Here is a 13,017-nt window from a genome sequence, read left to right as displayed (position 1 = left end):
CCACGCCGGTCCGAGCGGTCCCCGGACCACCCACGGCTCAGCCCGCGGCCGGGGTGGGCAGCGCGTCGGCGAGGGCGTCGAGCGCCTGCGTGAAGCACTGCGCGGGCGGGGTGACCAGCCCGGCCCCGACCTGACCCGTCCCGGCGACCCGGCCCGCCATACCGGTGTTGATCTGCGGGAGGATCCCGGTCCGCACCACCGCGGTGACGTCGATGGCGGTGGGAGTTCCGCGGAACTCCAGGATCGGCACCTGGTATGCCGTGTGCTCACCGACCGTGATGTCGTACATGGTGCGCGTGGTCCTGAGGGCGAACGGGACGTCGCCGCCCACGAACTTCACGATGGCCGGGGCTGCCGCCATCGCGAACCCCCCGATCCCCGCGGTCTCGGTGATCGCGGAGTCGCCGATATCGGGGTTTGCGTCGTCCGGGCCGTACGAGCCGAGGAACAGCCCTTCCGGGGTGTTCGCCGGACCGGTGAACCAGCGGTCGCCGGTCCCGGCCGTGCGGATGCCGAAGTCGGTGCCGTTGCGCGCCATCGTCGTCACCACGGTCGACCCCGGGATTCCTTCCGCCGCAAGGGTCGACAGCTTGCACGCCGGCATGCCGAGGTTGAGGAAGAAGTGCTCGTTGGCACCGGAGAACCGCACCGCCTCCGCGATGTCGGTGGACGACCCGTCGGCCGTGATGAGGGACGGCAGGAGCTCACGCAGCAGCATGAGCGAGCCGGCACGGTTGCGGTTGTGCCCCTCGTCGCCCATCTGGAGCATCTGGGCGATGATCGCCTTGATGTCGATCGGCCCGGCAGCCCGCACGGCCTGCTGGAGCAGCGGGCCGAGGACGGAGTTCATCCAGTGCAGGCGGTCGACGACCTCCGGGCCGTACGCGCCGTACCGGAGGACCTTGCCGAGGCCTTCGTTGAGCGAGCACCAGGACGTGTGGTCGTGCACCTCGTCGCGCAGCTCGTACAGCCACATCGACGGTGAGATGACTCCGGCCATCGGGCCCACCGCATCGCGGTGGTGGCAGGGCTCGAGCGCCACGTGGCCGGCGGCGAGGGCCGTCTCCGCGGCTTCCGGGGTGTCGGCCATCCCCTCGAAGAGCATCGCCCCGATCAGGGCACCGCGCATCGGGCCCGAGGCACGTTCCCACTCCAGCGGCGGGCCGGCGTGCAGGAAGGTGCCGCGCTCCAGCCCGAGCACCTCGTGGGCCGGTCGGACGTCGACGAGGTCGGCACCCGCTGCGATCATCCGTTGCAGGGCAAGGGCATTCGCATCACGTCGGCGGCGGTCAGCCATCACTCGGATGAGGGGGTCGACGGAGCCGTCCGGCGGTGGCTGCCACTGCGCCTCCCCCACGACGACGGCCTGGTCGCGCAAGGCGTCGCTGAGCAACCCCGCGCCGGCGGTCGCGACGACCGGGTCGGTGGTCAGCAACCCGTGCAGGTCGACGTGCCCGGCCATGTCAGGCCTCCTCGGTGGTCGGCAGGAGGGACACGGCGCGCCTCGTGGCAGCCGCGTTGGAGAGGAACACCGCCGCACCGGCCGACCGCAGCGCCTCGGCGCAGCGGGTCAGCCCCTGCGGGTCGCCGTCGGTGCCGGTGAGCGACACGACGACCGGGAGGTCGCGGCCCGAGGCTGCGGCCGAGGCGCGGGCCGAGCGCACGGCCTCGGCGAGCTCCTCCGCAGGGTCGGGGTGGGCCCCGTGCCCCAGGACGAGGTCGAGCAGCAGCACGCCGCAACCCGCGTCAGCGGCCTCGGTGTGGATGCGTTCGAGCCGCAGGCTGGGATCGATCATCGGGTGGGCGCGCCCGCGCGTCAGCCCGTCGTCACCGAAGTCGAGCACGACGTGCCCGTCGGCGCGCAGGTCGTCACCCACCGCGAGCTCGGGTCGCAGGGGGATGTTGGAACGGATGTCGCCCCGGCCGTCCCCCAGCTCCTCCCCCGCGACGAGCATCGCCTCGTCGGCGAGCGTGCCGCCGCAGAACAGCCCGCGCAGGGACCCCCGGGCCACGGGCTGTTGCGGGACGTCCCACACCGGCCACGTGGGTACCGACCTGCCAAGGGCGGCGAGCACGTTCTCGACCGAGGTGGTGAGGTCGGGCCGACCGGCCCCCAGCGTCGCCCAGTGGACCTGGGTGCCGAGCCCGGCGGCATAGGCCTCGAGGTCGGCGAGCACCTCCGGGGCCGGCGGCTTGGAGACGACGACGATGGTGTCCGTCCCCTCGTCGGCGGCGAGGGCGGCGAGCGCCTGCCGGGTGGACCGCCCGGCGACGCGGGACGACAGGTCGCGCCCTCCGACGCCCAGGCAGTGGCTCACCCCGACACCGGCGGCGTCGAGGAGGGCCATCACCTGCTGGGCGCCTGTCCCGGAGGCGGCGACCAGCCCGACCCGTTCGGGCGAGACGACGTTGGCGAACCCGAGGGCCACGCCACCGACCACGGCGGTGCCGCAGTCCGGACCCATCACGAGCACGCCACGGTCGGCCGCTGCGTCCTTGAGGAGCACCTCCGTGTCGACGTCGACGTTGTCGGAGAACAGCATCACGCTCACCCCGCGGTCGATGGCGTCGAACGCCTCCACCGCCGCGTGACGACCGGGGACGGAGACGAGGGCGAGGTTCGCACCGACCGCGTCGATGGCGCGACCCAGGGTCCGTGGTGGCGGGGCGTCGCCGAACCCTCCTGCCGACGTCCCGGCCGACCGGAGGGCTGCGAGGGCGTCGTCGACGGCGGCCCGCCCGGTGGCCACCCCCGTCTCGTCGGCAGCGCGCAGGGCGACGACGAGGTCGTTCGGTGAGGCGGTCGGGACGTCGAAACCCATGCCGCGCAGCACCTCGAGGTTCAGCTCGGTCGCCATCGCGACCTGGGCCGCGTCGACGCCCGGGGCCGCCGCCGCCGTGCGCGAGACCTGCATGAGGCTGACCGAGTCGACGTAAACCCCGGTCCTCAGCTCGACGTGATCGGTCACGAGGTCACTCCTGGGGTCGTCGGAAGGTGGTGGGCGCCCACCGTGGGCAGCCCCAGCACGCGACTGCTCCGGTCACCTCCGCAAGTGCTGTCCGCCGCCGCCAGCGCCCCCGCGAGCCCGGCGAGCAGGTCGGCACCCGAGCTGTGGCCGATGGCCCGCACCTCCAGGGCTGCGGGAACGACGTCGGGTTCGCTCTCGCGGCCACCGGCGAGCGCCGCGGCGAGGCGGACGACGGCCGGCACGGCATACCCGTCGGCGGCTTCGGTGAGCAGGGCGGCGGAGACGGCGGTCGTGGCGCCGAGACGGGGTCGGACCGTCGTCCACAGGTGCCGGCGCGCGTCCTCGGCGCCCGCGAGGCGCAGGGCGAGGAGCACGCCGCACAGGACGTCGTCACCGCTGGGGGTCAACCCCTGCCCCACTCCCACCGTGTGACCGACGACGTCGACCAACGACTCGCCCCTCAGGGCCGTCGCGGCGAGGTGCCTCGCCGGCACCGCCCACCCGGGGGAGGCGAGCCGCCCGAGGGAGCCGGTCGCCGCAACCCCCGGGAGGTGGCCGGACGTCGGCACGCGGACCGGCCGCCAGACGCGGGCTCGTCGGATCGTCGCGCCGGGAAGGCGGATCTCCCCGTCGCCCACACCCACCCGGTCGCCGGGCTGGACCCCCCAGCCGAGCCGGGACGACCCGGGGGCGAGCACCACGGCGTTGGGCAGGCGCAGCCCCGACTGGGCCACCACGGGCAGGATCCCCTCGATGGTGCCGTCGGGCCGGCTGCGGTCGAACCGCAGGTAGAACGCGAGCGGGTGGACCGCGACGACGGTGGCACTCCTCGGACACCGGGCCAGCATCCCCACGGACCGTTCGGAGACCGCGGCCGGCCAGGTGGGGGCTCCCCCCTCGGCGGGCGCACGGCTGCTCCTGGTGGCACGGTCCATCGTGCCGGCGAGAGGCGTCCCGGAGGGCGTCACGGGTGCTGCACCTCCTCGGCGTCGGGTCACGCAGGACTGACGAGAGAGCCGCGCGGGTTCCGTGGACAGGGGACCACGAGCCCCGCGCGGCTTCGAGCAGCGACGCTACCCAGTGGGACTACAGTCCCCTCATGGTGAATGTTGCCAATGATCCCGGCGTCCTTGACGCGGAGTTGCCAGCCGCCCAGGCGCTGGCGGCAACACCCCTGCCCACCCGCGAGCTCGTCACTGGTGTGCCGCTCAGCAGGGTCCTGCTCCTGCCGGCGCTGGCCGGGGCCAGGGTGCACGCGACGGCCGACCAGCTGGGGACCGTCGTCACACGGGCGTCGGTGCACGACACGCAGGCGGGCTCGCGACCCGGCTCCCGACCCGACTCCGGGCGCGAGCTCAGTCCCGACCACCACGTGGTCTGCCTCGACCCCGCCAAGCTCGCGCCCGGCACCGACGTCCGGGGCCTGGTCGACACCCTGGTCGCCGGTGGCGCAGCCGCCCTCGTCGTGACCCGCACCGGCGGCACGGACGGCACCGACTGGCGCAGCACCGGGGCTGCGGCCGGCCTCCCCGTCGTGCTGGTCCGCGGTGCCAGCCCCGAGCTCGTCGTCACCGAGGTCCTCGGGGCGCTGCTCGACCAGCAGTCCGGAATCCTCGCCCGGGTCGACGAGGCCCACCAGATCCTCGTCGGGATCGTGCTCGCGGGAGGCGGCCTCGAGGACCTGTGCGAGCGCCTGGCCGGGTTCCTCGGTGGGGCCACGATGGTGACGACGACCGACGGGCGGGTGCTCGCCCGCGCCGGTTCGGAGGCCGACCTCGAGGCGGCTGTGGCGCTGGACTGCTTCGACCGGACGGGGCGGCTGGTCACCGAACGCGAACCCGTCGGCATCCGCGACCCCCGCGCCGACAACGCCGGCCGCGCCCTCGTCCGGATCGTGGCGGGACAGCTCGACCACGGGCTGCTCTCGGCGTTCGTCGTGGACCGGGCCCTGACCGCCGACGACGTCCACCTGCTCGAGCGCGCCGCCACCGTGGCGGCCCTGGCCATCACCAAGGACCAGGCGGTGTCGGCGGTCGAGGGCAAGTACCGCGCGGAGTTCCTCCGCGACGCGCTCTCCGGACGAGCGGGCGCGCCCGCCGAGGCGATCGCGCACGCAGCAGCCCTCGGGTGGGACATCGACCGCCGGCTCGTCGTCGTCGTGGCCGAGACCGACGAGGACGACGCCCACACGACGCGCTCCCCCGAGGAGGTGAGCTCGCTGCAGCAACGCTTCGCCCGGGCCTGGAGCCAGGCGATGGCGGTGCGCGACCCGCGCGCCCCGGTGGTGGGGTTCAGCCAGGAGGTCGTCGCCCTGCACGCCGTCCCGGCAGACGCCGACACCGATGCCGTCATGCGCGCCGTGGGCGAGGTCGTCCGGATCGTGCGCGGCGACGGCGGAGGGGGGCGTCGCACGTTCTCGACCGGGGTGTCGCGGCCGATCGACTCCCTCGCCGGTCTCCCCGCGGCATACGACGAGGCGCTCAGTGCCGTGAGCGTGGGGCGGCAGCTGCACGGAGCCTCCGCCCTGACCCACTTCGACGGGCTCGGCGTGTTCCGGCTGCTGTCGCTGATCCCGGACAGCGCGGACCTGCGCCGGTTCGTCGAGGAGTCGCTGGGGCCGCTCGCGAACGACGACCTCCCCGAGCACGCGGACCTGCGCACCACCCTGAGCGTGCTGATCGACACGAACATGAACGTCGCCGAGACCGCCCGCATGCTGTTCTTCCACTACAACACGTTGCGCTACCGCATCGCCAAGCTCGAGAAGATGCTCGGCCCGTTCACCTCCGACCCGCAGCTGCGACTCAAGCTGGCCCTGGCCCTGAAGGTCCACCAGATGCGCGGCATCTGAGCGCTGGAGGCGAGTGCACGACCTGCCGAACCCGTGCCCGCCCCCGATGGCAACTGTTGCCCAATGCACGGCCCGCGCGTCCCGCTAGTTTTCGCATGTCCCGGGGTGCCCGGGTCGTAGGGTCGCCGCACCGCGTGACGTTCGACCTGGGGCAGCGCTGCTCCCTCCCCCCACCCGGCGCGGCAGTCGACAAGGAGTCCTCATGGCATTGGGCTGGAAACTTCACGGTGACGGTCGCACGATGGGGCCCGACGACGTCGTCGCCCCCGACGAGCGGCTCTCCTGGGGCAAGACCATCGGGCTCGGCGCCCAGCACGTCGTCGCGATGTTCGGGGCGACGTTCGTCTTCCCCCTGATCATGGGCCTCAACGCCCAGCTGGCGATCATGATGAGCGGCATCGCGACGATCGCGTTCCTGCTCATCGTCCAGGGCAAGGTGCCGTCCTACCTCGGCACCTCGGCGTCCTTCGTCGGCGGTGTCGCGGCGATCCGCGCGCAGGGCGGCGACTCGGCCGAGGTGACCGGGGCGATCCTCGTCGCCGGTGTCGTCCTCGCCCTCGTCGGCGTGCTCATCCACTTCGCCGGCTCACGGGTGGTGCACAAGGTGCTGCCACCGGTCGTCACCGGTGCGGTGGTCATGCTCATCGGGTTCAACCTCGCCCCGGTGGTGGCCACGATCTACTGGCCCCAGGACCAGTGGGTCGCCCTGCTCGTCATGGTGTTCACCATCGTGTGCGCGGTGGCCGTCCGTGGCTTCGTCGGCCGCATCGCCATCTTCCTCGCACTGATCTTCGGCTACGTCCTCTCGTGGATCTTCGACAAGGCCTTCGGCCAGATCACCGCCTACGACGCGGGCGCCGGCAAGATCACGACCCACTTCCGCACCAACTTCGACGGCGTCAAGGCTGCCGACTGGATCGGGTTCCCGCCCCACACCGAGCTCGTCGCCGGCAAGGAGGTCGTCGGCTGGCACGCGCCGAGCTTCTCGGTCGCCGCGATCCTGCTCGTCCTCCCGGCCGTCATCGCCCTGATCGCGGAGAACACCGGCCACGTCAAGGCGGTCGCCGAGATGACCAAGACCGACCTCGACCCCGTCATGGGTCGCGCCATCGCCGCGGACGGCATCGGCACGGTGCTCGCCTCCTCGGTCGGCGGCTCCCCCACGACGACGTACGCCGAGAACATCGGTGTCATGGCCGCCACGCGCGTCTACTCGACAGCGGCCTACTACGTCGCCGCGGTCGTGGCCATCCTGTTCGGTCTCTCACCGAAGTTCGGCGCCCTCGTCGCCTCCACCCCCGGTGGCGTCCTCGGCGGGATCACCGTGGTCCTCTACGGCATGATCGGCCTGCTCGGCGCCAAGATCTGGAAGGAGAACGGTGTCGACTTCGGCAACCCGATCAACCTCGTCCCGGTCGCGGCCGGCATCGTCATCGGCATCGGCAACGTCTCGCTGAAGTTCACCGACGACTTCTCGCTCAGCGGCATCGCCCTCGGCACGATCGTCGCCGTCGGCGCGTACCACCTCGCCAAGTCCCTGGCCCCCTCCGACCTGCGAGCGAAGGCAGAGGGCTCTGTGCTCACCGTGGGCAGGGAGACGTATGGCGACGGTGAGGACGACCTCCGACCTCGCCGCTGACCCGTCCTTCCCACCCGCCCACCGAACAGGCAGGATCAGTCCGTGAAGCCCGCTCCGTTCGTGCACCACGCACCTCGCACCGTCGAGGAGGCCGTCGCGGTGCTCGGGCGGGTGGGCCACGACGGGAAGGTCCTCGCCGGTGGGCAGAGCCTGATCCCGATCCTCAACATGCGGCTGGCCTCCCCGGCCCACCTCGTCGACATCAACCGCGTGACCGGCCTCGACGCCGTCACCGTCACCGACGAGGTGGTCCGGGTCGGGGCCCTGGTGCGGCACGCAGGACTCGAGGCCCACGAGGGCGCATATGCCGCGTCGCCGCTGCTGCGCCGCGCCCTGCGGCACGTGGCCCACCCGGCCATCCGCAACCGCGGGACCACGGTGGGATCCATCGCCCACGCGGACGCTGCAGGCGAGATGCCGGCCATCCTCGCGCTGACCGGTGGCGTGGTCGAGGCCGTCGGGCCTGCCGGGGCGCGCGAGATCCCTTGGCACGACTTCTTCCTCGGCGCGCTCGAGACGTCCCTGGAACCCGACGAGCTGGCAGTGGCCGTGCGCTTCCCGAGACTGCCTGCTGCCACTGGGACGGCGTTCGCCGAACGCGCCCGTCGGCACGGCGACTACGCCATCGCCGGAGCGGCCGCCTCGGTCGCCGTGGCGGACGGGGTGGTCACGTCGGCGAGGCTGTCGTTCGTGTCCGTCACCGAGGTGCCCGGGGTGGTCGACGTGACAGAGGCCGTCCAGGGCCAGTCCCCCGAGGGGATCGACTGGTCCCTGTGCGACGACCTGATCCGCGACCACCTCTCACCGGAGGCCGACATCCACGCCACGGCGGAGTACCGCACCATGCTCGCCACCCGACTCGCCCACCTCACCCTGGCCGAGGCCGCCAGCGACTCGATCGCTTCCAGCGCAGGAGGATCCGCCGCATGAGCGAGCCCGTCCCCGAGGAGCTGCTCGACGTCACCGTCACGGTCAACGACGTCCCGCGTCACGCCCGGGTGCCGGCCCGACGGTTGCTGTCCGACTTCCTGCGGCACGACCTCGGCCTCACCGGCACCCACGTCGGGTGCGAGCACGGGGTCTGCGGCGCCTGCACCGTCCTGGTCGACGGCGCCCCGGTGCGCGCGTGCCTGATGTTCGCGGTGAGCGCCCAGGCCCATGCGGTCACCACCATCGAAGGCCTCGGCACCATCGACGCCATGGGCCCGGTGCAGCAGGCGTTCACCGAGTGCCACGGCCTGCAGTGCGGCTTCTGCACCCCCGGCTTCGTCACGACGATCACGGCCTACCTCGAGGAGAACCCCGACCCGACGCAGGACGAGGCCCGCGAGGCGATCTCGGGCAACCTGTGCCGCTGCACCGGCTACCAGAACATCGTCAAGTCCGTCCTGCGCGCTGCCGAGATCAAGGCGGCCGGTTCGTGACCACCCAGATGTTCGGCGCCCCGGTCAGGCGTCGGGAGGACCCGCGCCTGGTGACCGGCGGTGGCAAGTTCCTCGACGACCTCGGACGCGGCGCCCTCGCGGCTGCCTTCGTCCGCAGTCCGCACGCCCACGCCAAGGTCGTCGACATCGACGTCACCGATGCCCTCGACGTCGAGGGGCTGGTCGCGATCTACACGCACGAGGACCTCCCCGGCCGGGTCGGCGAACCCCTGCCGCTGCTCATCCCCCACCCCACGCTGACCCACGGCCGCACCCAGCACGCCCTGGCCAGGGACGAGGTCAACCACGTCGGCGAACCAGTCGTCATGGTCGTCGCCCGCGACCGCTACCTCGCCGAGGACGCCTGCGCCCGGATCCGCGTCGACTACGAGCCGCTCCCCCCTGTCGTCGGCATCGAGGCCGCCCGCACCGCCGACCTGCTCGTCCACGACGACGTCCCCGGCAACATCGCGGCCCACATGCTCCAGGAGGTCGGTGACGTCGAGGCCGCCATCGCCGGCGCGCCGCACGTGCTCGAGCTGGACCTCGCCATCGAGCGCAGCGCCTGCATGCCCATGGAGGGCAAGGGGGTCTACGCCCGCTGGGACGCCGACCGCGACGAGCTGCGCATCTACTCCTCCACCCAGACCTCCACCGGGGTGCGCGCAGCCGTCGCCGCCAAGCTCGGTATGCCGCTCGCCAAGGTCGAGTGCATCGCCCCCGACGTGGGTGGTGGGTTCGGGGTCAAGATCAACCACCCGTGGCCCGAGGAGGTCCTCGTCCCCTGGGTCGCGAAGACCCTCGGGGTCGAGGTGAAGTGGGTCGAGGACCGCCGCGAGCACTTCATCTCCTCGGCGCACGAACGAGGCCAGCTCCAGCAGGTGCGGGTCGGCTTCGACGACGACGGCCGGCTCCTCGGACTGGACGTGAAGTTCTGGCACGACAACGGGGCGTACACGCCATACGGGATCATCGTCCCGATCATCACCTCCACCCAGCTGCTCGGCCCCTACAAGCCGGGGACGTACCGCTGCGAGTTCTGGTCGCTCTACACGAACACCGTCCTCGTCACGCCGTACCGCGGCGCCGGCCGGCCGCAGGGGTGCTTCGCCATGGAGCGCACCATGGACGCGATCGCCGACGAGCTCGGGCTGGACCGGGCCGAGGTGCGGTCGCGCAACTTCATCCAGCCGAGCGAGATGCCGTTCGACCACGGTTTGCTGTTCCAGGACGGCCGTCCGCTGAAGTACGACTCCGGCGACTTCCCCGCGTCGCTGGACAAGCTCAAGGCGCTCGTCGGGTGGGACGACTTCGCCGAGTACCGCGAGCGGGCGCAGGTCGAGGGCCGCAAGGTGGGCCTCGGGATCGGTTGCTACGTCGAGGGAACCGGCGTCGGCCCCTACGAGGGCGGCCACATCCAGATCGAGACCAGCGGCCGGGTCAACGTGTCCACCGGACTCACGTCGCAGGGCCAGGGACACGAGACGGCATTCGCGCAGGTGGTGGCGCAGGAGCTCGGGGTGCCGATCGAGGACGTGTTCGTCACGACGGGTGACACGCGCCGGATGCCCTACGCCGTCGGCACTTTCGCGTCCCGGGCGGCGGTGATGAGCGGCAACGCGATCGCCCTCGCTGCCCGCAACGTGCGGGCGAAGGCGCTGCGGATCGCGGCCGACGCGCTCGAGGTGTCGGCCGACGACCTCGAGATCGTCGACGGCATCATCCGCGTCAAGGGCGCGCCCGACACCGCGATGTCGCTCGGCACGGTGTCGGTGATGAGCAACCCGCTGCGCTACGCCTTCGACGAGGCGGCGAAGGCGGCGACCCAGTTCGCCGGCAGCAACGACCCCGACAAGCCTCCCGTGGCGGACGACGACGAACCCGGCCTGGAGGGTCGCGACTTCTACTCCCCGACGCAGGCGACGTTCGCCAACGGCATGCACGCGGCGATCGTCGAGACCGACCCGGTCACCGCCGAGATCCGCATCCTGCGCTACTGCGTCATCCACGACTGCGGCACGATGATCAACCCGATGATCGTCGAGGGACAGGTCCACGGCGGTGTCGCCCAGGGCGTGGGCGGCGCGCTCTACGAACGGATGGTCTACGACGAGTCGGGGCAGCTGCTCAACGCGTCGTTCATGGACTTCCTCATGCCGTACGCCTCCGAGATCCCCCACATCGAGACCGACCACCTCGAGACGCCGTCGCCGCTGAACCCGTTGGGGATCAAGGGTGCCGGCGAGGCCGGCTGCATCCCGGTCAGCGCCGTGATCGCGTCGGCCGTCTCCGACGCCGAGGGCTTCGCGATCACCTCGATGCCGATCTCACCGGTCGAGCTCTGGGAGCTGCGCCAGCGCCACGCGGCCGGCGAGATCCCCTCCCTGCGCGACCACGCGCCATACCCCTCCGGTGGCTCCGCGCAGCCCGACGACCTGACCGGCCCCACGACGAGGAAGTCCTGATGAAGATCTCCGGCACGGCCGCCCTGACCTCCAGCCCGCAGCAGGTGTGGGACGCCTTCCACGACCCGGCCGTCCTGGCCAGGTGCCTCCCCGGGTGCGAGTCGCTGACCCAGGTCGGCGAGGACGAGTACGCCATGACCGTCACGGCAGGGGTCGCGGCGATCAAGGGCACGTACGACGGTCGCGTCGCGCTCAAGGACCCGCAGCCTCCGGGCCAGTTCACGATGAAGGCGACCGGTGCCGGCGGACCGGGCACGGTCGACGCCGACGTGGTCGTGCGGCTCGTCGCCGCAGCCGGAGGAGGCACCGACCTCTCGTACGACGCGGACGCGGCCGTGGGCGGTGTGATCGGCGGGGTGGGTCAGCGGATGCTCGCCGGTGTGACCCGCAAGATGGCCGGGCAGTTCTTCGCCGCCGTCGACGCCGACATCGCCGGGGTCCGCCCCGAGCCCATCGAGTCCCCCGTGCTCACCCGCGCGCCCGGCGCACCGGCCGGTTCGCCGGTCTACGCGGGCGTCGCTGCGACCCCCGCCGCCTCCCTGGGCCGGCCCGGCTCATCGGTGGCCGGCAACCGCGACTGGGCGTATGGCGTGCTCGCGGGTGGGGCGGCGGCCCTCGCCGGGGTTATCGTCGGGTGGAACCTAGGGAGGCGACACTGATGCGCGCATTCACCGCCGCGGCCGTCCAGATCGCACCGGTCGCCGGGCCGCTGTCACCGGAGGTCGTCCGCAAGAACCTCGACAAGTGCGTCGACTTCACCCGCCGCTGCGTCGACGCCACCGGTGCCGAGCTCGTCGTGCTGCCCGAGACGGCGACGACCGGGTTCACGCCCGACTGCTCGACCGAGGAGCTGTGGGACCTGGTCTCCGAGGTCCCCGGACCCGTGACCGAACCCGTGCAGCAGGTCGCCCGCGACCTCGGCGCGCACGTCTGCCTGGGCACCTACGAACGCGGCCCCGAGCGCGGGACCGTCTACAACGCCTCGGTGCTCATCGACCCGAGTGGCGACGTGGTCGGCGTCTACCGCAAGACCCACCCGTTCTGCACCGAGCACGTCGACGGCGGCGGCTGGGTCACGCCCGGCGACACGGTCACGGTCGTCGACACCCCGCTCGGGAAGATCGGCATGATCGTCTGCTTCGACGGCGACTACCCGGAGCTCTCGCGGATCCAGGCCGTCCAGGGCGCCGAGGTCATCCTGCGTCCCTCCGCCCTGCTCCGGTCCGCCGACATCTGGGAGCTCACGTCGCGGGCCCGGGCCTACGACAACCACGTCTTCGTCGTCGGGGCCAACGCCACCGGCGTCGACGCGGCCGGCGTCCTCTACTTCGGCAACTCCCACATCGTCACGCCCGTCGGCCACATCGTCGCCAAGGCCGCCTCCCACGAGGGCTGGGTGTCGGCCCTGCTCGACCCGTCGACGGCGCTCGGGTCGTTGACGCCGGGCTCGAACATCGGCCAGGGGTTCGACCACCTGCGCGACCGCAACCTCGACCTCATCCGCAACCACCGCGACGACCTCGAACGCCCCGCGCAGTCCTCGTTCCCCCACTGACGGCGAGCGTCCGCCACCGCCACCCCTACCCCGCCCGCCACCCCTACCCCGCCCGCCACCCCCGCACTCCACCCCGCCCGCCACCCCGGCCCTCCACCCCGCCTTTGGGTGCCC

The 13,017-nt window shown here is 72.4% G+C and carries 10 protein-coding genes; 7 read left to right on the top strand and 3 right to left on the bottom strand.

The window, feature by feature from the left end; genetic code table 11:
* Positions 1–37 precede the first annotated feature (37 nt).
* From ASD62_RS15485 to ASD62_RS15475, 3 genes are read right to left on the bottom strand one after another with little or no spacing between them, the layout of a single operon-like run.
* Positions 38–1,462 carry a DUF1116 domain-containing protein gene (locus tag ASD62_RS15485; protein WP_056916716.1) on the bottom strand — a complete coding sequence of 475 codons (1,425 nt, stop codon included), beginning with the start codon at positions 1,460–1,462 and terminating at the stop codon, positions 38–40.
* A 1-nt stretch (position 1,463) separates the two neighbouring features.
* Positions 1,464–2,969: an FdrA family protein gene (locus ASD62_RS15480; RefSeq protein ID WP_056916715.1), complete on the bottom strand. Its 1,506-nt coding sequence runs from the start codon at positions 2,967–2,969 to the stop codon at positions 1,464–1,466.
* Positions 2,966–3,937, bottom strand: a complete 972-nt coding sequence (locus ASD62_RS15475; RefSeq protein WP_056916714.1) for a DUF2877 domain-containing protein — start codon at positions 3,935–3,937, stop codon at positions 2,966–2,968. Before ASD62_RS15475 ends, ASD62_RS15480 begins: the two co-directional genes overlap by 4 nt.
* A 131-nt stretch (positions 3,938–4,068) precedes the next feature.
* On the opposite strand from ASD62_RS15475, the gene ASD62_RS15470 reads away from it, so the two are divergent.
* The 7 genes from ASD62_RS15470 to ASD62_RS15440 all read left to right on the top strand — a co-directional run bounded on the left by ASD62_RS15470 (position 4,069) and on the right by ASD62_RS15440 (position 12,903).
* Positions 4,069–5,820: a CdaR family transcriptional regulator gene (locus tag ASD62_RS15470; RefSeq protein ID WP_082580865.1), complete on the top strand. Its 1,752-nt coding sequence runs from the start codon at positions 4,069–4,071 to the stop codon at positions 5,818–5,820.
* Between the two features lie 241 nt (positions 5,821–6,061).
* Entirely contained in the window at positions 6,062–7,459 is a 1,398-nt protein-coding gene (locus tag ASD62_RS15465; protein ID WP_235529114.1) for a uracil-xanthine permease family protein, read from the top strand.
* Positions 7,460–7,501: 42 nt separating this feature from the next.
* Entirely contained in the window at positions 7,502–8,389 is an 888-nt protein-coding gene (locus tag ASD62_RS15460) for a xanthine dehydrogenase family protein subunit M (RefSeq protein WP_056916712.1), read from the top strand.
* Positions 8,386–8,883, top strand: coding sequence for a (2Fe-2S)-binding protein (locus tag ASD62_RS15455; protein WP_056916711.1), 498 nt, complete (start codon positions 8,386–8,388; stop codon positions 8,881–8,883). The genes ASD62_RS15460 and ASD62_RS15455 overlap by 4 nt, the downstream gene beginning before the upstream one ends.
* Positions 8,880–11,348 (top strand): aerobic carbon-monoxide dehydrogenase large subunit, encoded by a 2,469-nt coding sequence (gene cutA / locus ASD62_RS15450; protein ID WP_056916710.1) that lies wholly within the window; start codon positions 8,880–8,882, stop codon positions 11,346–11,348. Before ASD62_RS15455 ends, cutA begins: the two co-directional genes overlap by 4 nt.
* On the top strand, positions 11,348–12,007 hold the full coding sequence (locus ASD62_RS15445; RefSeq protein WP_056916709.1) for a carbon monoxide dehydrogenase subunit G: 660 nt from the start codon (positions 11,348–11,350) through the stop codon (positions 12,005–12,007). Before cutA ends, ASD62_RS15445 begins: the two co-directional genes overlap by 1 nt.
* Complete coding sequence (locus ASD62_RS15440; RefSeq protein ID WP_056916708.1) at positions 12,007–12,903, top strand: carbon-nitrogen hydrolase family protein; 897 nt, start codon at positions 12,007–12,009, stop codon at positions 12,901–12,903. The genes ASD62_RS15445 and ASD62_RS15440 overlap by 1 nt, the downstream gene beginning before the upstream one ends.
* The last annotated feature ends 114 nt before the right edge of the window (positions 12,904–13,017 follow it).

Source organism: Phycicoccus sp. Root563 (assembly GCF_001427915.1).
Classification (GTDB): Bacteria; Actinomycetota; Actinomycetes; order Actinomycetales; family Dermatophilaceae; genus Pedococcus.
Note: the sequence above shows the minus strand (reverse complement) of the source record. Positions and strands in the feature narration are given on the sequence as shown.

Excerpts from the sequence above, each read along its gene's own strand:
- ASD62_RS15470 (WP_082580865.1), top strand. The coding sequence starts at position 4,069 with ATGGTGAATGTTGCCAATGATCCCGGCGTCCTTGACGCGGAGTTGCCA.
- ASD62_RS15455 (WP_056916711.1), top strand. The coding sequence starts at position 8,386 with ATGAGCGAGCCCGTCCCCGAGGAGCTGCTCGACGTCACCGTCACGGTC.
- ASD62_RS15445 (WP_056916709.1), top strand. The coding sequence starts at position 11,348 with ATGAAGATCTCCGGCACGGCCGCCCTGACCTCCAGCCCGCAGCAGGTG.
- ASD62_RS15440 (WP_056916708.1), top strand. The coding sequence starts at position 12,007 with ATGCGCGCATTCACCGCCGCGGCCGTCCAGATCGCACCGGTCGCCGGG.
- ASD62_RS15485 (WP_056916716.1), bottom strand. The coding sequence starts at position 1,462 with ATGGCCGGGCACGTCGACCTGCACGGGTTGCTGACCACCGACCCGGTC.
- ASD62_RS15465 (WP_235529114.1), top strand. The coding sequence starts at position 6,062 with ATGGGGCCCGACGACGTCGTCGCCCCCGACGAGCGGCTCTCCTGGGGC.